We start from the raw sequence: 22,895 nt of genomic DNA on the forward strand, positions 1-22,895 counted from the left end.
GCGTCTCGGGGAAATCCTCGAGACGCTTTTTTATTAACCAAAATTATAAAACCACTAGAATTCAATGTCCATGCAAATAGCAATACAAGGTGTAAAAGGTGCATTCCACGAGGTCGCAGCTCGAAATTATTTCGGGAATGATATCGAAATTCTACCCAAACTTCATTTTTCTGATTTAGCAGAATCAGTTAAAAAAGGAGAATGTGACTTTGGCATTATGGCCGTAGAAAATACCATATCCGGGACCATACATGCCAATTTAAATTTAATACAGGAGCACAAACTGGTTGTCTGTGGTGAAGAATATCTCCGTATCAAACAAAATTTGGTTGCAAAAAAGGGTTGTCGAATAGAGGACCTATCAGAAGTCCGATCTCACTATATGGCCATCAACCAATCTCGTAATTTCTTTAAACAACACCAACATATTCAACTCATAGAATCGGTTGACACGGCATTAAGTATGAAAGAAATTGCTGAAGATAATTTGGATAATGTCGGAGCAATTGGGAGTCTTTTGGCGGCAGAATACTACGATTTGGATGTTCTGGCAGAAAACATTGAAACGAACCGTAAAAATTACACGCGATTTTTGATTTTAAGACGGGATAATACCTGGAAAAAAACAGCGAGTAACAAAGCTTCAATGGCCCTAACTCTCGATAATCATCCCGGTAGTTTAGCCGAAATCCTTTCAATTATTGCAGCACATCAAATTGATTTAAGCAAAATTGAATCGGTTCCCTTAGTTGGTGAACCCTGGCACTATCGGTTCTATCTGGATGTCCTATTTCATCATAAAGAGAATTATCAAAAGATGATAGCTGAAATTAAAAGCAAACTCGATCAACTTGATATTCTTGGCGAATATACAAGTGGCAATCAATCTTATTCAAAAATTCACAACCATGGCAATTAGAATCGCAAACAGATTATCTCAGGTCGAAGAATACTATTTTTCTAAAAAATTAGCCGAAGTCGAATCACTTAAACAGGCTGGCGCTGATATTATCAATCTAGGGATTGGGAGTCCGGACATGCCTCCACACCCCGATGTGAAAAAGGAATTGGTTCATGCCTGCAATCAAAAAGGAAGCAATCATTATCAATCGTACAGAGGTTTGGAAAGTTTTCGTCAAGCCATTGCCCATTGGTATAAATCGATTTACGATGTGCAATTAAACCCGGCTTCACAAATCTTACCCCTAATGGGATCAAAAGAAGGCATCATGCACGTTTCGATGGCCTTTTGCAATCCTGGCGATACGGTTTTAGTTCCCAATCCTTGTTACCCGGCTTACCTGTCGGCATCAAAACTTTTAAATATAAACCTGAAATTTTATCATTTAAAAGAGGAGAATAATTGGTTACCCGATATGGAAGAGATTGAAAGCTTATGTGACGATTCGTGTCGTATGATCTGGACCAATTACCCGCATATGCCTACAGGGGCAAACGGTAATATGGACGTTTTCAATCAGTTGGTCGAGTTGGCTAAAAAGAAGAATATTCTTATTGTCAACGACAACCCCTACAGTTTGATATTGAATGACAAACCTGAGAGTTTATTGCAAGTTGAAGGTGTAAGTGAATACGTTTTGGAGATGAACTCATTGAGTAAATCGCACAATATGGCTGGTTTTAGAGTTGGAATGCTTTGCGGATCAGAAAAAAACATCAATCATGTTTTAAAAGTGAAAAGTAATTTCGATTCGGGCATGTATAAACCCATTCAAATTGCAGCAAGCAAAGCTTTAGCCGTAGATTCCAGCTGGTATCTGGGACTTAATAAAAGTTATCAGAAGCGTAGAGATTTGATTTGGAAACTTGCCGACAAGCTGAATTGCCAATACAAAAAAGACAGCGTGGGCATGTTCGTTTGGGCGAAAATTCCCGATCAATTTGATTCCGGAGAATCGTTCTCAGATCACCTGCTCTATCAGAAAAGTGTCTTTGCCACTCCGGGCATCGTATTCGGACAAGAAGGAAAAAAATACATTCGTTTTTCACTCTGTGCCACAGAGGAAAGTATAAAACAGGCAATCGATAGGTGCTAAAACAGTTTAATAGGAAAAAATGAAAATAGGAATAATAGGTTTAGGATTAATAGGTGGATCGATTGCAACCGATTTGAGAAAACGCGGTTTTGCATCCCAAATATTGGGCCACGATGCCAGTAAGCTTCATGCTGAAACGGCCTTAAAATTTGGCTTAGTTGATTCACTCTCTTCCCTGGATGAATTGATTAAAAATAGTGAATTGATTATCATGTCCATTCCAGGAGATGCGACACTCAAGTTACTCCCAAAGGTTTTGGATCAGGTCAGCACACAGGTTGTATGCGATGTGGCCTCCATTAAAAGTCAGATTTGTGAACGGGTGAAATATCACCAGAATCGGAAGCAATTTGTAGCAACACATCCCATGGCGGGAACTGAACATTCGGGGCCTTGGGCAGCAAAATCAGGTCTTTTCGATGGAAAAGCAAGCATTTTTTGCGATGCTGAAGACAGTGACGAAACATGTTTACGTGTCGTTCATCAGATGTACGAATGCCTCAACATGCGTGTATTGTACATGAGTGGCTTCAATCATGATGTGCATGCCGCCTATGTGTCTCACATTTCACACATCAGTTCCTTTGCCTTAGCCTTAACGGTTTTGGAGAAAGAAAAAAATGAGAAAAACATTTTTGATCTGGCCAGTGGCGGTTTTGATTCCACTGTCCGATTAGCCAAGAGTGATGCTGAAATGTGGGCTCCCATTTTCAACCATAACGCCAACAATGTTTTAACGGTACTCAACACCTATATCGACAGTTTGAATCAATTTAAAACGGCTATCGAAAACAGAGATCGTGAGGGTTTAATTCACATGATTTCGAAGGCAAACCGAATAAAACGAGCACTCAGAGAATAAAACCACAGGTAAATTATTAACTCATATTTTAATTAGTGATGAAAAATTGCTAACTATCAGCCAAATTAGAGAAAAAGATGAAAAGTAAGTTAGATTTAAATAAGATTGAAAGACCATTAGTTATAGCAGGCCCATGTAGTGCCGAAACCGAAGAGCAGGTTCTAAACTCAGCTCGTTTATTACAAAAAGAAGGGATTCAAATTTTCCGCGCAGGTATTTGGAAACCCCGTACGCGTCCAAACTGTTTCGAAGGTGTTGGTAGTGAGGGATTGGAATGGTTGAAGACAGTACAGAAGGAAACAGGTATGCAAACCGCTACCGAAGTTGCCAATGTCAAACACGTTTTCGAAGCGCTTAAATATGGGGTGGATATTTTATGGGTTGGTGCCCGTACATCAGCAAATCCATTTGCCATGCAAGAAATTGCAGATGCTCTAAAGGGTGTGGATATTCCTGTTTTGGTTAAGAACCCGGTAAACCCGGATGTCGAACTGTGGATGGGAGCTTTGGAACGATTGGAAAAAGCAGGCATCAAACAGCTTGGAGCCATTCATCGTGGATTCTCGAGCTACGAACACAGCATTTACAGAAACATACCACAATGGCAAATTCCAATTGAACTGAAAAGACGTATGCCAAATATGCCGATTATCTGCGATCCAAGTCATATTTGTGGCAATCGGGAGCTTTTACAATCGGTTTCACAAAAAGCCATGGACCTCAACTTCGATGGTTTGATGATTGAAACACACCCCACTCCGGATCAGGCCTGGAGTGATGCCAAACAACAAATTACGCCAAGTCAGCTCACACAACTTCTTACTAAATTGGAATTACGTGTGGAGCATCCGGATGGCATTTCCCTGGATACGCTTGAAGATTTGAGATATAAAATTGATCAATACGATAATGAAGTTATGGCTATTCTTCAAAAGAGAATGGAAGCAGCCAATGCAATTGGACAGTACAAAAAAGCCAATAATATGACCATTCTTCAATCTGGACGTTGGGAAAGTATTCTTGAAAAGCATTTGGCTCAGTCAAAAGACACCAATCTAAGTGAACGATTCATCAGTAAGCTTTTCAAAGCGATTCACGAAGAATCGATAGCTCACCAAACTGAAGTGATGAATGTGAAGAAATAAATTCAGATTCTAATGAAAAAAGAAACGCGCCATTCAAAATCAAATTGAATGGCGCTTCTGTATTTTATGTGCTACTATCGTTTACAAATAAACCAGGGGTTCAGTAAATCAGCCTTATTGTATTCCAAATCTTTATCCGAATCAAGCTGTTTGACAAATCCACCCGCTGCTGAAACAATCGCATGACCGGCTGCAATATCCCACTCCATGGTTGGTGCATAACGCGGATACACATCGGCTGCTCCTTCTGCAATCAAACAAAGCTTTAGCGAACTCCCTTTGGTCACCAAATCAACCTCATTCCCATTGTCTTTTAAAGATTCAATGAATAGGCGAGTTTCCTCATTCATGTGCGATCGGGAACCAACCACTTTAATTGTTGATCGATCCTGGTCAAGAGGTAGTTGCGCTGCTTCTGCTATCAACTTATCCAATACATTTATTTCATTCTCAACACCATCACAACGGAATGAACCCAAGAGCTCATCAGCAAAATAGAGTTGCTTATACACCGGCACATAAATCACACCAGCAACCGCTTTCCCATCAATCACCAAAGCCACATTCACCGTAAATTCATCGTTACGTTTGATAAATTCCTTAGTTCCATCCAATGGGTCAACAATCCAACATGCTTGCCAGTTTTTACGCTCATCGTAAGGCAGATGTGTTCCCTCTTCACTCAAAATTGGAATCTCAAATTGATTCAAAACCGAAACAATCGCATTGTGTGCTCTCTGATCGGCAAGGGTCAACGGACTATCATCCGATTTCAATTGCACATTAAAATCATCCGACTGATAAACATCCAATATCTCTTTCCCTGCTTTTATGCAAGCCTCAATGGCTGCTGATAAAAGCTCTTTTCTATATTCTTTATTCATAATTTAATGCATTCTAAATTTGATTGGAACCGTATAACAGACCTTCACAGGTTTGCCATCCAACTTCCCTGCAGTCCATTTCGGCATTCCAGACACAACCCTTAAAGCTTCCTGATCAAAATCTGAATTCAAAGACTTACTAATATTCGTACCAACAACCGATCCATCCTCATCTATAACAAAACTAACATAAACATCTCCATAAAATCTTTTTTCGACAGCTTCTTGCGGGTATTTTAAATTAGCAGTCAGATATTTTTTCAATTCCAGCTCTCCGCCCGGAAACTGAGGCATCACATCAACATTAGTGTAAATATTGTCAATAAATGGTTTCCCATTCTTTAGCCAGTTCTTATTTCCTCTTACCTGATTGTTCTTGTATCTGCTAATCGAAGCTAATTCCCCAGAAGTAAAGTATCGCTTAACCTGTCCTTCCCAATGATTATAAATATTCGATTTAGAAAGCCCTTCAATTCTCAAATTCCCATTTTTGTGATATTCTTTGATATAGAAATAATCACCTACTGGCTTAAACGTTTTATAATATTCATTCCTTGTGAATTGATTCAATATTTTAATAGTCGAATCATTTTCAACAGTAAGTATTCTAGTGTGCTTTGATCTGATCCATCGCTCTCCTTTCTTACCAAAATAAAGAAATTTACACTCATTCTCACTTTTCTTTTTAATCTTCGTAAAAGCTAAGGCATCTTCTTTACCCAGCGCCGGCTTTTGATTCGCTTTATAATAAATTGTGGTATCGTTCTGAGAATAGCCTAAATGGAATAGAAAGATAAAACTGATTAATAGTAAAGATGATTTCATCTGCATTCAATATATTATGTGAATAAATATTGTCTAAAATTAAACAAAACATTTACACAATAAAACATAAAATGATCATTCCTAATAAAAGTAAATGTATGACAAGATAGATACACAAACCACCATATAAATAATAGTCAATGGGAAACCAATTTTAAAGAAATCGCCAAATTTATAACTTCCCGGACCATAAACCATCAGATTGGTTTGGTAACCAATGGGTGTCATAAAATTGGCAGCCGCAGCAAAAGCCACAATCAAAACAAAAGGTTCCGGGTTGAGATGCAGGTGCAGCGCCATACTCAATGAGATTGGAAAAATAATGGCAACGGCAGCCTTATTGGTGACATAAGCCGCCAAAACGGTTGTTATTAAATAGATCCCGAAAAGTATCCCCACCTTACCCAAAGGCAAAAATACGGATATTAGCAAGTCGGCAATCATCTCAGCAAGACCGGATTTGATCATCGCGGTGCCAAAAGCCAGCGAAAGTGCAATAATCATAGCCAGATTAAAATCGATACTGGCGGCAATATCTTTAGGGTTGGTGATTTTCAAAGCCAAAATCACAATAATCATCACAATTAAAGTCATGAACAGGGGTACAATATTACAAGCCGATAGAATCACAGCCAGAATCGTTCCACCCAATAACAACCCAATCTTATAGTTTTCCTGTTTACGGAATTCTTTCACTTTTGATATAAAGTAGAAATCCTGAACGCGTTGTGTTCTTGCCGTAAAATCATCGCCACCCAATAAAAGCAGAACATCACCGGCACGAACTTTCACATCACCAATTTTACCAGACATACGCTCACCATTGCGGTGTATGGCAATAACAGCAGCGTCATACTTCCCTCGGAAATTGGCTTCTTTTACCGTCTTCGAAATCAGAGTGGAGTTATGCGAAACCACAATTTCAACCACCTCCAATTGTTTTTTATGACTCAACATGCCAACCGTTGGCAAAGTCAGTCCCTTGTTTGCAAGAATCAAATCGGCAATGGTCTCGGTAGCCCCTGCAAAAAACAGACAGTCCCCTTCGGCCAATATAAATTCAGGTGAAACGGCCGCAATCTTTGAACCATTCCTCTTAATTTGAAACAAATACAAGCCCTGCAGGTTACGCAGATTTGCCTCACCAATGGTTTTTCCATTCAAGTCAGATCCCGGACGAACATGGGCCTCAACAATATACTGACGTGAATTTTCGGAGAATTTATCCAGTGTATCTGCATTATCGGGTAAGAGTTTTTTACCAACAAACAAGATGTAAATCGACCCGATAATCATCATGGGAATCCCCACATAAGCAAAATCAAACATATCCAGAGATTTTAAACCCGGGATAATATTCTGATCCACCACCATACCGTTTACAATCAGGTTGGTTGATGTTCCAATTAGGGTGATACACCCCCCCAGAATAGCTGAGTATGAAAGAGGTATTAGAAGCTTAGACGGGGATATTTTGTTGCGTTTACTCCAGGAATGCACATAGGGCATCATGACAGCAACCAGAGGTGTGTTATTCAAAAAAGCTGAAAATCCACCCACCAAAAGCATCATTCGCCCCATAAATTGGCGGTACGTTTTTGCCCTTTGAAAAACCTTATCAAAAAGATTCTCTACAATACCTAAATCGCGAATGATATCACCAATCAGTAAAAGCATGAGGATGACAACAACCTGATCGTTAGCAAAACCACCCATAATTTCAGAAGGTGTCAGCACGCCAAAAATTCCCAATGCGACAACGCCAATCAGAAAGGTAAAAGCAGGCCCAACCCATTCCTTATAGAAAGAGAGAACAATAAAAATTAAAACAATTGATACGACAATGGCATCAAAACTGAGCATATGGTGGATTTTATAGTATCGCTTCTTAAAAGCTTCAAATGAACGAATTAAGTGCATAAAGCTGAATACACAGCTTCGCACAAGTATTTTAAAATACGAATATACGAAAAAACTAGTCTGTCAGACTCTATTCTTATGCTTATTTAAGATCATTATAATTAAGACCTTCTATTAGTCATAAGATTTTCAAACAAACCTAATTAACTCATTCCATGATGTTAAGGAAACATCTAATATAGATCCTTTTTTTCTTAAAAAAATCCCAAACATTTAGATACAAAAAAGTAACAATCCATACACGCATCATGATTGAAAATGAATGAATTCTGTTTTCAATCATTTCACTCGAGCCCTTAGGCTTCTACTTTTCTCCTTAGATGAGAAAAGTAGACAACACCGAAGGGCTCATGAGCACATTTTGAAAATTTGCTTCGCGAATAAAAGAATCAAGTCAGCCTGATCCTTGTTTACTCTATGTAATTAAAATCGGAGCACGCCTCACGGCAGGCTGACAAGGCACGCACGAACCAGTATTTTCTGATGAAGAACCAATAAATATTTTTATAAGTCTATAAAAATAACAGGCCCAAAGGGCTAGAATATCTATAACCCGGGGTAAAGTCACAAAGTGACTGAAACCTCGGGTATTGACCTTACTAACAACCGTCGCACAGATAGATATTACGAATGATGATCATGCTTTTAGCGACGGAATATAATGATGGCTACTACAGACAACAAACACATTTTCAATCTGTCCTCGATCAATAATGCAGTTTAAGAGAATAAATGTAATTTTATCAGCCTAAAAAATATCGATGATGCAAACCGTAGCGACACCACATATAAAAACCCTGTTTCAGGATAAAGAAATTCAGATTGAAAACAAAGAAATTGAATTGCCAATAGAAGCCATTCTCCCCTATTTAAATCCTGAAGAGTTTAACGCCTACTGTCAAACAGGTTGCGAGAATTATTCCAATAAATGGACCTGTCCGCCACACTGCCCCTCCTTTATGGACTATGCGGCTAATTATACACACATCCGATTGATTTTATACAAGACCGATTGTGATCAATTTTCCTTTGTTGAATCAGATGAACGCGCACTGACCGCTTATAATTTCGCCAAAGATTTATTGCAACAGAATTTAAGAAAGTCTGAAACTGAAGCCGAGCGTTTCATTGGTCCCAACTCGTGCGAAATTTGCACCATTTGCAAAGCCGCCAGTGCTGATGCCTGTCATCTGCCCCACTTAATTCGCTACAATTTAGTGGCCTTTGGTTTTAATGTGACTAAAATAATGGAAGACTTATTCAACCACCAGCTGGAATGGGCTAAGGCTGGTCAGGTTCCCAAGCATGTCAGCTCTGTTGGTGCCATTTTATTTTAAAGGTAGATAACTAAGCATTTTTTGTAAATTAGCAATTCCAAAAAAACAATATAAATGAGATACTTCACCTATACAATCCTGGCTGTTTTAATTTCTACATTAGGAATGGCTCAGAATACCTGTTGTCATAAAGCCCATTCGGTTAAAACAATCGTTTATTCCCCTGAATTGATCAGCGATCAACTTTCACCAAAGGTGAATGAACAATCGGGGCTGGCTTGGCATGATGACCTGTTTTGGGTGATTAACGATAGCGATTGCCCGGCTGAATTACTGGCTTACGATTTAAAAGGGGAACTAAAAAAGACGCTCCAAATTAACAATGCCAGCAATAAGGATTGGGAAGATCTGGCTGAGGATGAAAACTACATTTACATAGGCGACTTTGGCAACAACCGAGGCGCCAGAAAAGATTTGCGTGTGCTTCGCGTTTTGAAAACAGACATGCTAACCCAAACTGAATTGAGGGTTGATTCCATCACTTTTGCCTGGGCCGATCAGCAGGACTTTAGCAAACGAAATATGAAACACGATTTCGATTGTGAGGCCTTTTTTGCCTATGGCGATTCCCTTTACTTTTTTACAAAAAACTGGGCCAACAAGAAAACCCGCCTGTACAGCATGTCGAAACAACCTGGTGACTATCAATTAAAGCCCATTGCAGAGTTCGATGTGGATTTTATGGTGACCGGGGCCGACATTACAGCCGATGGCAAAACCGTGGCACTGGTTGGCTACAAAAACTTCCGCACCTATATGATGCTCTTTACAAACATCGAAGAACAGAACTTCTTTACTGGTGATGCACTACGATTAGATTTGAAATCATTAGGTGGCAGCCAAACCGAAGGCCTGGTTTTCACCGATAAAAATGAGCTCTACATCAGCACTGAGGAAACGAGACAACCACAGGCGCTTTATCGTGTGAATTGGGTGAAACTTTTAAATATTAAAAAATAAAGAGTCACAGATATTTTAAGGCACTTACGTGTAAAGTTTTTTTAATGGACTTTTTGCGCTGCCGAGGCCAGTAATAAAAATCCGTCACACAATCTTAATCATATTTCATCAAAATGTTTTGGGCGGGCTTTGTCAGCCTGCCGTGAGGCGCGAGATTAGCTTAACTACTAAAAGCTAACAAGGATTAGGCTGACTTGATTTTTTGCTTACTTTTTTATCTAAGAAAAAAGTAAGAGCCCAGCGGCTAGAGCGAAAAAGTATTAGAAGTAACACTAAAAATGATTAAGACTCTTAGACTGAGTTTCTGCTGGCATTAATGTTCCCATATACTGATCGGACCACCATTTTCTCAAAAACGCTTTCATTACCCGTATTCTGACTCAATTTTTGTAAAGCATATTGTTGAATCACCAATAACGGGAGTACAATGGCTTCCCGATTCTCTATCGATCGTTTTGAAATCGGTTCATCAGCCATCAGTTCATCGTATTCAGTGATTTCAAGAATCATCTTTTTAGACAATTGATATTCATCAAACAAAATGCGCCAAAAATCGCTATAAGCATCCTGTTTTTCCATATAAGCAGTCAGTTCGAAATAGCATTTCGACAAAGACATCATACTGTTTGAAATCAAAGCCTTAAAATATGGCACCTCTTTATATAAGGCTTTTAAATCGTCCAGGCGATTCTGGTCTTTGAGATTTTTCAGGGCCGTGCCAATACCAAAATAACCGGGTATGTTCTGCTTCAGCAAGCTCCAGGACCCCACAAAGGAGATGGCTCTCAAATCGGTTAATTCGAGTTGTTTCTTTTGCCCGCGTTTTGCTGGGCGGCTTCCAATCTTGGCTTTTGAATAATATTTTAAAGGACTAACATTCTCCAAATAAGGGATAAACATTTCATGCTGCTTTAACGCATTATATTTCCTGAAACTCAATTCACTTAAATCTTCGAGTAAGCGTCGGTTCTCTTCAGAAATCGAAGCCTCATCATGATAGGTGAAATTGTAGAGCCCTGCTGATATCAATTGCTCACAAGAGTGTTGAAATTGTTCTTTTGTACCATAAGTGCTGGTAATGGTTTGCCCTTGTATGGTCAGCTGAATTTCTTCATTCGAAATTTTGGCTCCCTGCGAAGCATAAAAGCGATGTGTCTTTCCGCCTCCGCGAGCAGGTGGTCCGCCTCTGCCATCGAAAAAAATGGATTTGATCTGATACCTCTCACACAAGGCGGTCAAAGCTTCTTTGGTTTTGTATATAGACCAGTTTGCCTTTAAATAGCCCCCATCTTTGGTTCCATCAGAGAATCCCAACATCATGGTTTGCCTCATATTTCTTCGTTTCAGATGATCAGCATAAGGCACTGTATTGAATATTTTTTCCATAATCACACTAGCCTCACTCATACCTTTCATGGTTTCAAATAAGGGAACAATATCAAAATTGATATAGCTGATATCATTAGTCGTCCATCGGAATAAAGCAAAGACGAATAGTATGGAAAAGATATCTTCAGAATTACTGATGATATACCTGTGACAGCCTTGTTCTCCATTTGACACCTGAATGGAAGAAAGCTGAATGATATTGGCTATCGTGTCGGCAATAAGTGGATCATCAGCATAAAAATTAGACAAATCAATTTCCTGCGTCAGAAGAATATTTATCAGTTCCTCTTTTGAAAGTTCTTCAATACTCTTCTCTATTAAGCCCTCTTCCCTTAGGATATAAGTGATGACTTGCTTATGTGCAGAATGATCCTGTCGGATATCAAGACTGGCAAAATGCGTTTTAAAAATAGTCACCTTATCAATTGTATTCTGAAGATCGTTTAAATACAAATCATTATACTTTTCCTGAATAATCTGTTTAATCTCCAGCAAAGGATCCAATATAGATCGATATGGCAAACAATAGTCGGCGTTAAACATGGCCAGATAGAGCTTTTCTCTGAGTGCTTCAATTTTCTCGTCAACATGCTTAAAGGTGATTTTACTGCACAGTCGCTTAACATCGGAGTAATAACATTTCATTAGAGACATTCTTAGCTCATCCGCCACTTTTTTAGTTATCTCACTGGTGACGTAAGGATTCCCATCCCGATCGCCTCCCGGCCAAAACCCCAAGGAAACAATCTCAGGATTATCCAGATTGGTGACTTTGCACTTCATCCGGCTATAGAGTTCACCAATAGCGTTGTAGTAGACATTTTTGCAGAAATAAATGATATTCTTGGCCTCTTCCAAAGGTGTGGGACTTTCCGAATTGATCAGTGATGTTAGGCCCAATTGGTTCAATAATAAATCAATCTCATTCACATTGTTCTGCACAATCTGTCCTCTTAACTCGCTCATAATATCGAGAACTGCGGGCTGGTAGAATTGCGTGGGGTGTGCCGTTAAAACAATATGAACTTTAAACGTATCAAGCTTTTGATAGATGTCTTCCCCATGCCCCCCATTCTTGCTTTGACTCATCAAATCAGATAATCGTAAATCATCAGCACTCTCTCGAATTTCGGGCAAAGCAGCATCTTCAACACTATCGAATAATACGACTTGCCTCTCAACGTAAGAAATCACACGAAACAAGAAATCATTCCTCTCATTCTCTGTTTTAAGATGGGTATGTGTATCAAAAAAAGAATCGATGATCGCAATGGGACTTTTTGATACACTCAAGCTTTCTTCACAATAAGCAGAAAGCAAAGGCAGAAGCTGCCCAACATCAACCCCTTGATAAGGCAAATTGAGAAATAGGCTATTATAAACCAGGTATTTCTTTTCGATTAAATTCTCAAACTTCTTTAGACTGGTATTTTCGAACGGGCTTTTCATGGGCAGACGATTGCAAGGGTGATACAATAGTCTTAAAATACAAATTTTAGGGGAGACTTAAGTGTTTTGAGAAACTTTGTTCGAAACACTCGCATCTCCCAAAAGTTATCTGATGAATTTTCTTAAACGTGACAAATCATCAGATAACTTGATAGGCTTCAGCTCAGAGGCTGCCGCACGAATCCTTTCGTGTGGCTTCTACAGAACAAAGCTGCCCCTTTAAAATAGAGTTTTTGTTATTTTGAATTAGTTAATCACACGATACAATCGTGCGACAGCGGGGGGAAACTTAAGGCTTTTGAGAAACTTTGTTCGAAACACTCGCATCTCCCAAAAGTTATATGATGAATTTTCTTAAACGTGATAAATCATCAGATAACTTGATAGGCTTCAGCTCAGAGTAAAGTAAACAATCACAGGTACAGTTATAAGGTAAATTGGACAAAGCTCTTAAATATTACTTTTAAAAAAATGAATTTCAATTATAGCTGTTGAATTATCACCTAATTCCAGCACTTTACATATATCATTTTCACCTATTTTATGCTGAAATATAATACAAACATTAGTCGTTTTCCTACTCAGAAACTCTTTATAGATACCTGTTAATTTTTCAATCATATCCTTATCAGTTACATAATTAAACGAAGAACGTCCATAAGAATTATCAGTGTTAATAGATTTCTCTTCACCTCTTATTTTGATTATATCAATAGGTGGATAAATACTAGTTTTTTTCTCAATTTTAACACTATCTACTACATAATATGAACTACCATGTTCTATAAACTTTAGATCCATTATATTAGGCTTTTGAATTAAAATGCATCAATAATCCTAAAATTACTACTTCGCTAGTATTAAAAAAAATATATTAATTAATACCTTAAATAATGTATTCTATTTAAGGATATCATCTTTCCCTGCAAAATTTAAAGACTAAAAAAATCTCCCGATACTATTACCATGCATTTAGAAAAATAAGTCGTAACGTTACTTTCAGCCTCTTTTTATTGAGCATCAAGGCTAAAGAATTTGTCTGCTTTTAAAAATAGGGGCTAATTGCGGTTGGAAACTCTTCAAAAAAGCAAGAAAATGACTTTTTCCATTTAAGTATTGATCGTCTTTTCAATTTGTTGGCCTATTTCCATCGGAAATTCATCAACTTTTCAAAATTTAAAGGCATTGCCGTGGGAAATTCCACGAAAAAACAAAAAGGAAACTCGTTTCTTTTGGAAATTGCTCAACAGTTCAAAATGCTGGTGCATTGCCGTTGGCAATTCCTCTAAAAAAGGAAAAGATGACTTTTCCCATCCGAATAATGAGTTGTCCTTTCAAAAAGTTACCCCATTCGGGTTTCAAATCGCATTTCTATCGAAAAAATCAGTTCGAACCACGTGTATGATGGCTTTCACAAAAAAAGACTTCCCCATTCCTTTTTTAATCCTAATAAAGCACTTATTTTTGTCATCCATTTTTATAAGCGTTATTTTGAGCGATATGGCAGATGCTCATCGCAAGACAGATACCATCTCCGCAAAGACTAAAACTTTAAATTTAGTTTGTAAGCAAATATCATGATGAGAGATAAGTACAAAGAAATATTCGAAGCCGGAACCGATTTACCCTTGGTTGAGGACTTCTATACCATACAGGGCGAGGGTTACCACACGGGTAAACCTGCCTATTTTATTCGTATTGGCGGTTGCGATATAGGCTGCCGTTGGTGTGATTCTAAAATTTCGTGGAACCCTAAAGAGCATCGTTTAATCTCGGTTGAAGAGGTTGTTCGCAAAGCGGTTGAATCGCCTGCCAAATCGGTGGTGGTAACCGGTGGTGAGCCATCGCTATACAATTTGGAGCCTTTGTGTACCGAGCTAAAGAAGCACAATATCGAGAATTTCCTGGAGACTTCAGGCGCATACGAAATCACTGGTGAGTGGGATTGGATTTGTTTATCGCCCAAAGCGAACAAAGCACCCGTTGAAAGCTCATACAAAAAAGCCAACGAATTGAAGTTTATCATTTTCGATTTGGAAAAGGATTTTGCCTTGGCTGAAGAGCACGCCAAATTGGTGGGTGACGATTGTTTGCTTTATCTGCAATCGGAATGGAGCCAATACGTTCACAACATTAAAGCCATTGTGGAGTATGTGAAGAACAATCCCAAGTGGAATATCTCCTTACAGTCGCACAAGTTTATGCGCATTCCTTAAGCAGAACTAAAGCTTTGAAAAATAAAATGACCATGAATCAGAAAGATAAATTTCTCTCTAATTCATGGTCATTCTTTATTTAATCCCTAATTTCGGATTCAAACAAGAAACTGTCAGAAACTAACATTTGTGATTTCTTATTAAAAGGCCATCACTTATTGTAGGGTCGGCCTCAGCGGCGCAGATGGGGTACCCATAGACGAGAAGACGTAAAAAAAAGAATGCTGTTTGAACGAGGAACGAGTGAGTTCATTCTTTTTAGTCTTTGAGTCGTAATGGGTCATCGAGCGCTGGAGCCGTTGATTTTTTGCTTACTTTTTTATCAAGAAAAAAGTAAGAGCCCAGCGGCTTAAGCTTAGAAAAAACAATAAAATCAAATCGTGAAGAAAACCATCCTTATTCAATATGCCATTCCCAAAGAAGGACTTGAGCTTCTCAGTCAATCCTATCATCTGATTTATCCTGAAAAGGACTGTTTCTCAGAAGATGAACTCATCGGACATATTCCCAATTGCGAAGCCTTGCTTTCCATCTTTAATCAGCCCGTGAGCAAAAAAGTAATTGAAGCTGGTCAAAAACTCGAAATCATCTCCAATTATGGCGTGGGTTACAATAATATTGATGTGGCGGCTGCCACAGCAAAGGGCATTGCAGTTTGCAACACCCCTGAGGCCGTTTGCGAGCCAACAGCGGAACTTTGTTTAAGCTTGATGCTCTCGTTGAGTCGACGTGTGGCTGAATGCAACCACAGGCTTCGTACCGAGGATGATTTTAAATGGGGCGTCATGCGCAATCTGGGGCAAACCCTTCGGGGAAAAACCTTAGGGATTATCGGTATGGGTAAAATTGGCAAATCGGTGGCTCAAAAAGCACAAGCCTTTGGCATGAAGGTGATTTACAACAATCGCACTCAACTTTCGGCAAATGAAGAAAAGGATCTGAACATCAAATTTTGCGATTTTGATGCGCTTCTAAAAACGGCTGATATCATATCCTTGCATTGTCCTTTGAACGAATCAAGCCATCATCTGATTGGAGAAAAAGAACTCGCAAAAATGAAGCATTCGGCTTATCTGATTAACACGGCTCGCGGCCCTGTTGTTGATGAACAAGCCCTGACACAAGCTTTAATAAATAAACAGATTGCCGGTGCAGCTTTGGATGTATTCGAAAATGAACCCCAAATTACACCACAGCTTTTAGAACTCGATCATGTGGTCTTGGTTCCACATATCGGCACAGCTTGCATCGAAACCCGAATTGAAATGGCTGAGGAAGCCGCACAAAATATGATTGATCATTGGGAATACGGGAAATCGAAAAATCAAGTAAATTGATGTGAGGACGTGGTGATGTGCTAATTTGGAGATTTGATGCATATTAATTGCACTTCAACTCCAATCAGTACTCAACAACTGAAAACCGACAACAAAACTTTATACTTTAACCTTTAAACTTTATCCTTATCAACTTTAACCTTTAAAACCATGGCAACCGAAATAGAACGCAAATACCTGATAAAAGAAGATCTTCTGAATTTACCTGCTGAAGGGAATCGTATCGTTCAAGGCTACCTTTGGAGTGAGAAAGGGAAAAGTCTGCGAATTCGCATCACAAAAAACAAAGGTTTTTTAACCATCAAAACAGGAACCAATCCCCTATCGAGATTGGAGTATGAATACGAGATTCCATTGACAGACGCCGAAGAGCTTTTATCGCAATGTGAGAAAAAAATAGAGAAAACCCGATTCATTATTGAGCTTGACGGAATGAATTGGGAGATTGATGTGTTCGAGGGAGAAAATAAGGGTCTGGTAATGGCGGAAATTGAACTGGAGTCGGCAGATCAGAAATTTGAAAAACCGGAATGGTTAGGCATAGAAGTCACTGATGACAAACGCTATTTAAACGTAAACCTAATCAATCAGCCTTATAGCTTGTGGTAGTGTCCACAATATTCTCAATCGGATTGATAAGCACTGGTGGGACAATAGCATCATAAAGACATTCCTGAATTTTGGTTCTCACATCCATCTTCATCAACTTGGTGTTCCACTCATCAGGAAAAACACGGTTCGATAAAAAAACATAAACCAAATCGTAATCCGGGTCAACCCAAACCATGGTTCCGGTAAAACCTGTATGTCCAAAACTATGAGGAGAAGCCTTGGTTGTTGTAGGTCCTGTGGTATCTGTACGATCTAAAAAAGGCTTATCAAAACCGATTCCTCTTCTGTTTTCTCCATCAGGATAAGCACGAGAACTGAATGCCTCAAGGGTTTCAGGTTGGAAAAAAGTCACACCGCCATAGCTTCCTTTCTGCAAATACATTTGCATGAGCTTAGCCAAATCTTCGGCGTTACCAAAAACTCCGGCATGACCCGCTACACCCCCCAGCATGGCTGCTGTAGGATCTTGAACATACCCTTTAATCATCTGCTTTCTGAAAAATTGATCCCTTTGAGTAGGCGCAATTCTCGATAAACTAAATCGCTGACGGGGATGATAGCCCAAAGTGCCCGCACCGAGCTTCCGATAGATGTTTTTCTTCACATAGCTTTCCATACTGCAAGACAACTGCTCTTCAAACAATTTCTTCAGCAAGATAAAACCCAGGTCGCTGTATTTATAACCATTGGTCTCACGGTATTCAGTGGCCAGTATTTGCTTGTAGATGGTATCGCTATACCCTTCTCTGATGTATAAATGATTAGCCACCTGAACGGGATATTCTTTTGAAGCACTTGAACTGAAAATGGACTTACGAAAGCGATAATTCTTATTCGCAAAAAGATGATTGCCAACCTTCACCCGGTAGATTCTCGACGAATCGCGACTAAACAGGTCTTTGCGCAAACGCGCGGTGTCCACAGCTTCGCGATGAAAAGGTTTCCAGGGTAATAAGCGAGCCTCATGTGCTAAAATCTTACGCAAAACCAGGGTGTCCTTATTGGTTCCTTTTGCCACAGACAAATAATCGCCCAATTGGCCATCGATATCGACCTTCCCTTCGTCAACCAGCTGCATTAAAATGGGTAAGGAAGCCGCCACCTTAGTCACCGATGCCAAATCATACAGATCAGATGTTTTAACATTCACATTCTTCTTGTAAGTATGATAACCATAAGCTTTATCGAGAATAATACGTCCCTTATGCGCAACCAAAATCTGACAGCCGGGTGTTGCCTTTTGCTCAATGGCATCCAAAGCAATCGAGTCTATTTTTTTAAGTTGAGAAGGATCAAAACCCGTTTGTTCCGCATAGGCATACCCCAACCTGTTTTTTTTTGTGTCGATACCTGTTCCTTCCGGGATATCCTTATTGACTGAAACAGGCAAACGTCCCTTGGCTCCTATGCCTCCAAAAATAATTTGAGCGGATGCCATTTGTGTCTCGATATTATCTTCATACGACACGATGATTGATTCCAGTCGGTCGAGTTTTTTATAAAAGTCAAGTGCGTACGGACTGGCAAACAAATCAAAAATAACCTTCTTGCGTTTCGAAAGGCTGTTCACAAATGAAACGGTCTGATCGGTCACTCCAAATTTTTTCGATGCCCTCAAATTACTGTCGTGCTTACTCACAATAACCAAATTGTACGACTCAAGATTCTTCAAAAGCGTGTTATATTGTTTTTGAGATGCATTCTTATCAATCTGATAAAAATCGATATGGGTATAGCGACCCAAATATTCCTGAAAGCGGTTGCGTTTTCTGGCTCCCATTGCAACAGAGGCAATTCGTAAAGTATCCAATTGTTTCAATGGCAACAAATCGTCTTTATTACTCACCACTGTCATGGCATTTTCAATCAACATGCGTCGTAAAATCATACCTTGCTGTGTGTTCAATCCCGACCACAGACGATCAGACTCCACCGCTTTATAATTGTTGAGTCCCAACCAATATTTGGTCTTCAGAATCTTCAAGCAAGACTGATTGATATTTTCCTGCGAAAGCTCTCCCCTTGCGATAGCTGCCTTTATCTCTTCAATGGCCTTAGGCACGTCTTCTGAAAATAAAAGCACATCATTACCCGCAATAGCTGCCTTGGCATCCACCTCTCCCGGTTTATAAAACTTTCTAACCCCTTGCATGTTTAGAGCATCAGTAAACACCAAGCCTTTAAAACCCAATTCTTCTTTTAGTAAACCGGTTACAATAGGTTGAGATAGAGTTGCTGCTTTGGCCTCCTTATCCAGAGCCGGTACATTCAGGTGAGCCACCATTATGCCACCAATCCCGGCTTCTATCGATTGCTTGAACGGATGCAGTTCAACATCATCCAACGCCTCTCTTGAACGATCGACAACAGGCAAATCGAGATGAGAATCGGTATCGGTATCCCCATGACCCGGAAAATGTTTTCCTACGGCCACAACACCTCCACTTTGAAGGCCTGAGGCAAAAGCAATGCCCTTATCAGCCACATTAATTTTTCCCTCACCGTATGAACGTGAGTTGATAACCGGATTTTTAGGGTTACTGTTGACATCCAAAACGGGGGCAAAATTGACATGAATGCCCATTCTTCGACATTCAATCGCCATCTCTCTACCCAACTGGAAAAGTAAATGATTATCCTGAACAGCTCCAACAGTAATTTGTTGCGGAAATTTTAATGTTTGCTTTAGTCGGGCTCCCAAACCATATTCAGCATCCATTCCAATCCAAAGTGGCAAATTGGATTTGCTTTGATATAAGTTGGTCAAACGAGCTTGCTCCTGAGGAGTGCCCTGAAAAAATATCAAACCACCGATCTGAAACTTTTCGATCAGATTCAAAATTTTCTTTTCCTCGGCAGAGGTCTTATTTGAATAAGCAGCCACCATAAACAACTGAGCAATGCGTTGATCCTGGTTCATGCCCGCCATTATGGAATCGGCCCAGGAGACATCTTTTTCAAACATTGAGGACAATGGCTCTGTACCCAGCGAAACGGACTGAGCATAACTTGACAAACTCAAAAAACAGAAAATAGCTAAAACTAAATGTTTTAAGTTTGGAATCTTTAAAATCATATTAACAAAAGGGTTTTTATCTATGGTTGATGTAATAAATTGTCGTCGTGTCAAACAAAAGTAGGAATCCCAATTAGAATAAAACAGAAAATTAAGGAATAATAACAGAGAAAGGAGAAATAAAAAAAGGGGCCTCCGCCCCTTTTTTATTACTTACAACTAAACCATATTTAAAACTCGATCGAATGATACAAGCACTAATATGCAAATTAAACATCAAACTGATGTGATCAACAAAAGCAAGATTTATCTTCTTTTGTATCTGCTCATGTAAAAGTATTAGATACCTACATGATATCCAAGTGTCAAGTTTGTCAAGTTTGTCACGGTGAACATAAATACATCGTATTCGATTTCGAATACCTTGAAAACAATTGCAAGCATTACAACAGATAGAGGAGATAACAACAAAAATCAGCTTGGAATTATCGTAAATAAAAGCTACATTTAAGAGACTTAAATAAAAATCTACTTTTTACTAAAATATTCATAGCATGAGAGTATTTATGATTATTCCGATACTCATCTTGTGTCAATTCTCCATTTGGGCACAAAACAAAAACTCGATCAAATCGAATATCGATTCCAACGGTGAATTACAGGTTGAACTGCAATTGAACCAACAAGAATTCCAATTTGATCAGTATCAAAATTGGATTAAATCCGTCGATCACTTTGTTTCTGGTGAAATTGTTCAGGTCAATTCTGAAAAATTCGTTTACAAAGGAAAAACACTTATTTATTTGAGTGAGAAACCTTCGACATTTCAAACAGAACTCCTATTCACTCTAAGTATCACCCAAAATCAGAAAGGAACGAAACTTATCCTAAACGATATCCATTACAAATCGCTTCCGGAGTATGGCAAACAGGGAACACCAGCCATACAAACAAATTGTCAGGATTGGTTTGCCAGGAAAAAGCTTTATAAAAAATCTGGTAAAATGAGAACGCTTAATCAAAACCTGATGAAAAACTCAACCCAATTTGCCGAAAAACTCATTCTTTCTTGTTTAGATTAAATCATAAGCCACTTATTAAAAAAGGACTGCAATACCAGCAGTCCTTTTTATTGTCTATGCTTTTTTCTTTCCAATATATCGAATGACAGAAGCCTTTCCTTGATGAAACGCCCCTTCAGAGAGATCTACATCCAATTCTTGTAGCTTTATCGTTTCCAATTCTGAGAAGTCATTTAACACGTTTTCCTTTGAAAAGAGCATTTCCACTTTACCCGGTCCGCCCGATGCTTTCCCCAGTTGTTCCTTTGAAAAGCCTTCAAGTATCAATACACCCCCTGGCTTTAGATATTGGGTAATTGAAGCGTGATACTCCTTTCTCTTATTCTCCGGCACATGCGCATAAATTAAAGCAATACAATCAAAGTGCTCTTTCTCTGTGATAAAATCTTCAAAACCTGCCGTCACATATTCAATCTCTACCTGATTTTCATGTGCTAATTCCAAAGCTTTTTGTCGACCTTGTTTACTCTGATCAAAAGCGACGACCTGCCACAATTGCTTTGCCGCAAACACAGCATTTCGCCCTTCCCCTTCAGCTGGCAACAAAATCTGACCTGCTTTTAATTTCAAAAGCTCCTCCTTAAAAAACGCATTCGGTTCGGTGCCATAAGCGAACGTTTCATTTGCATAACGTTGGTCCCACATTTCACTGGCTGATTTCATCATCTTAATTTCTTAAATTATTAACCGCTTGAATAATAACTTCTGATGCCCGATCCATTTCATCTTCGGTACTGTATTTTCCAACTGAAAAACGAATGGTTCCCATTGCATAGGCCTGATCGATCTGCATGGCTGCAAGGGTTGCTGATACCGAAATCGAATCGGTATGACAGGCTGCCCCTGCTGACGCAGCCACTTGCGGTAAATTTGCCAATAGCGTATTGGCTTCAATATTTTTGAAAGAGGCGCTCAATGTATTAGGCAAACAAAAATCCGCATTTCCATTAAACTGCACCTCATCAAGAACTGATAAAGCTTTCTTCAATCGACTTATCAAAACCTTATCGTGAACCATGCCTGTTGACAAATTTGCCTCACACAATTCTGCTGCTGCACCCAAGCCAACAATTTCAAGCACATTTTCGGTTCCGGCTCTTAGATTATTTTCATGATCGGCACCGTGCATGAGTTTTTGCAATTTTATGCCATCAGCAATATACAATGCACCTATTCCTTTAGGTCCGTACAGCTTATGCCCGGCCACCGTCAACAAATCAACGCCCAGTTTCTGAATATCCACAGGGACTTTCCCCACGGCCTGTGCACAATCGGAATGAACGGCAATGCCCCGTTTTTTTGCAATGGCACTAATCTCTGAAATGGGCTGTAAGGTCCCTACTTCATTATTGGCATACATCACCGAAATTAAAATGGTTTCAGGACGAATGGCCGCTTCTACATCAGTAAGCTGAACACGCCCCGTTTCATCGACAGGCAAATAGGTGATCTCAAAACCTTCCGTTTCCAAATACTTACACACCTCACTCACTGCCGGATGTTCGATACGCGTTGTGATAATATGATTCCCCTTGCTTTTATTAGCAAAAGCATAACCCTTAATCGCATAATTATTAGACTCAGTCCCACCACTGGTAAAAATCAAATTCCCTGCTTTACAATTGAGTAACGACGCAAGTTGCTGACGTCCTTTTTCCACCGCTTTCTTGCAAGTCTGTCCATAAACATGAGAGCTGGACGGGTTGCCAAAATGATCATACAAAAAAGGTTTCATGGCATCTCCAACCTCTTTTGCAATCGGAGTTGTGGCATTGTAATCTAAGTATATCGGTAGCATAACTTA

The 22,895-nt window shown here is 39.3% G+C and carries 18 protein-coding genes; 10 read left to right on the top strand and 8 right to left on the bottom strand.

Annotation, left to right across the window (positions count from 1 at the left end):
* Positions 1 to 70 precede the first annotated feature (70 nt).
* From EV201_RS05770 to EV201_RS05785, 4 genes are all read left to right on the top strand, one after another.
* Positions 71 to 919 (top strand): prephenate dehydratase, encoded by an 849-nt coding sequence (locus EV201_RS05770; protein ID WP_165389599.1) that lies wholly within the window; start codon positions 71 to 73, stop codon positions 917 to 919.
* Positions 909 to 2,057 (top strand): pyridoxal phosphate-dependent aminotransferase, encoded by a 1,149-nt coding sequence (locus EV201_RS05775; RefSeq protein ID WP_130306483.1) that lies wholly within the window; start codon positions 909 to 911, stop codon positions 2,055 to 2,057. Before EV201_RS05770 ends, EV201_RS05775 begins: the two co-directional genes overlap by 11 nt.
* A gap of 19 nt (positions 2,058 to 2,076) precedes the next feature.
* Positions 2,077 to 2,919, top strand: coding sequence for a prephenate dehydrogenase (locus EV201_RS05780; RefSeq protein ID WP_130306485.1), 843 nt, complete (start codon positions 2,077 to 2,079; stop codon positions 2,917 to 2,919).
* 77 nt (positions 2,920 to 2,996) lie between these two features.
* Positions 2,997 to 4,064, top strand: coding sequence for a bifunctional 3-deoxy-7-phosphoheptulonate synthase/chorismate mutase type II (locus EV201_RS05785; RefSeq protein ID WP_130306487.1), 1,068 nt, complete (start codon positions 2,997 to 2,999; stop codon positions 4,062 to 4,064).
* Between the two features lie 74 nt (positions 4,065 to 4,138).
* Here the strand turns inward: EV201_RS05785 and cysQ are convergent, their stop codons facing one another.
* The 3 genes from cysQ to EV201_RS05800 form a co-directional block, all read right to left on the bottom strand.
* Positions 4,139 to 4,948, bottom strand: coding sequence for a 3'(2'),5'-bisphosphate nucleotidase CysQ (gene cysQ / locus EV201_RS05790; protein WP_130306489.1), 810 nt, complete (start codon positions 4,946 to 4,948; stop codon positions 4,139 to 4,141).
* Between the two features lie 3 nt (positions 4,949 to 4,951).
* The gene (locus tag EV201_RS05795) at positions 4,952 to 5,773 is read right to left on the bottom strand and encodes an energy transducer TonB (protein WP_165389600.1); all 822 of its coding nucleotides are present in this window, start codon (positions 5,771 to 5,773) and stop codon (positions 4,952 to 4,954) included.
* Between the two features lie 81 nt (positions 5,774 to 5,854).
* A complete protein-coding gene (locus EV201_RS05800) occupies positions 5,855 to 7,636 on the bottom strand; it encodes an SLC13 family permease (protein ID WP_130306493.1) in 1,782 nt (593 codons plus the stop codon).
* 818 nt (positions 7,637 to 8,454) lie between these two features.
* Between EV201_RS05800 and EV201_RS05805 the strand changes: the two genes are divergently transcribed.
* Together EV201_RS05805 and EV201_RS05810 are read left to right on the top strand one after the other, a co-directional pair.
* The gene (locus tag EV201_RS05805; RefSeq protein ID WP_130306495.1) at positions 8,455 to 9,030 is read left to right on the top strand and encodes a DUF2284 domain-containing protein; all 576 of its coding nucleotides are present in this window, start codon (positions 8,455 to 8,457) and stop codon (positions 9,028 to 9,030) included.
* A 54-nt stretch (positions 9,031 to 9,084) separates the two neighbouring features.
* The gene (locus EV201_RS05810) at positions 9,085 to 9,990 is read left to right on the top strand and encodes a hypothetical protein (RefSeq protein ID WP_130306497.1); all 906 of its coding nucleotides are present in this window, start codon (positions 9,085 to 9,087) and stop codon (positions 9,988 to 9,990) included.
* 291 nt (positions 9,991 to 10,281) lie between these two features.
* Here EV201_RS05810 and EV201_RS05815 read toward each other — a convergent pair whose 3' ends face one another.
* Both EV201_RS05815 and EV201_RS05820 read right to left on the bottom strand, forming a co-directional pair.
* A complete protein-coding gene (locus EV201_RS05815; protein ID WP_130306499.1) occupies positions 10,282 to 12,828 on the bottom strand; it encodes a phosphoenolpyruvate carboxylase in 2,547 nt (848 codons plus the stop codon).
* Between the two features lie 450 nt (positions 12,829 to 13,278).
* A complete protein-coding gene (locus tag EV201_RS05820; RefSeq protein ID WP_130306501.1) occupies positions 13,279 to 13,629 on the bottom strand; it encodes a hypothetical protein in 351 nt (116 codons plus the stop codon).
* A 776-nt stretch (positions 13,630 to 14,405) separates the two neighbouring features.
* On the opposite strand from EV201_RS05820, the gene EV201_RS05825 reads away from it, so the two are divergent.
* The 3 genes from EV201_RS05825 (at position 14,406) to EV201_RS05835 (ending at position 16,990) form a co-directional block, all read left to right on the top strand.
* On the top strand, positions 14,406 to 15,044 hold the full coding sequence (locus EV201_RS05825) for a 7-carboxy-7-deazaguanine synthase QueE (RefSeq protein ID WP_130306503.1): 639 nt from the start codon (positions 14,406 to 14,408) through the stop codon (positions 15,042 to 15,044).
* A gap of 380 nt (positions 15,045 to 15,424) precedes the next feature.
* Positions 15,425 to 16,381, top strand: a complete 957-nt coding sequence (locus EV201_RS05830; protein ID WP_207224400.1) for an NAD(P)-dependent oxidoreductase — start codon at positions 15,425 to 15,427, stop codon at positions 16,379 to 16,381.
* A gap of 150 nt (positions 16,382 to 16,531) precedes the next feature.
* Entirely contained in the window at positions 16,532 to 16,990 is a 459-nt protein-coding gene (locus EV201_RS05835; RefSeq protein WP_130306516.1) for a CYTH domain-containing protein, read from the top strand.
* Here the strand turns inward: EV201_RS05835 and EV201_RS05840 are convergent.
* Positions 16,965 to 20,069 (bottom strand): serine hydrolase domain-containing protein, encoded by a 3,105-nt coding sequence (locus EV201_RS05840; RefSeq protein WP_130306518.1) that lies wholly within the window; start codon positions 20,067 to 20,069, stop codon positions 16,965 to 16,967. The two genes, EV201_RS05835 and EV201_RS05840, sit on opposite strands and share 26 nt — an antisense overlap.
* A gap of 494 nt (positions 20,070 to 20,563) precedes the next feature.
* Here EV201_RS05840 and EV201_RS05845 point away from each other — a divergent pair, with 494 nt between their 5' ends.
* Entirely contained in the window at positions 20,564 to 21,091 is a 528-nt protein-coding gene (locus tag EV201_RS05845; RefSeq protein WP_130306520.1) for a hypothetical protein, read from the top strand.
* A gap of 54 nt (positions 21,092 to 21,145) precedes the next feature.
* Here the strand turns inward: EV201_RS05845 and EV201_RS05850 are convergent, their stop codons facing one another.
* The gene (locus tag EV201_RS05850) at positions 21,146 to 21,757 is read right to left on the bottom strand and encodes a class I SAM-dependent methyltransferase (RefSeq protein ID WP_130306522.1); all 612 of its coding nucleotides are present in this window, start codon (positions 21,755 to 21,757) and stop codon (positions 21,146 to 21,148) included.
* Position 21,758: 1 nt separating this feature from the next.
* A complete protein-coding gene (locus EV201_RS05855) occupies positions 21,759 to 22,889 on the bottom strand; it encodes a cysteine desulfurase family protein (protein ID WP_130306524.1) in 1,131 nt (376 codons plus the stop codon).
* Positions 22,890 to 22,895: the final 6 nt, after the last annotated feature.

It is taken from the genome of Ancylomarina subtilis (assembly GCF_004217115.1).
Taxonomy (GTDB): Bacteria; Bacteroidota; Bacteroidia; order Bacteroidales; family Marinifilaceae; genus Ancylomarina; species Ancylomarina subtilis.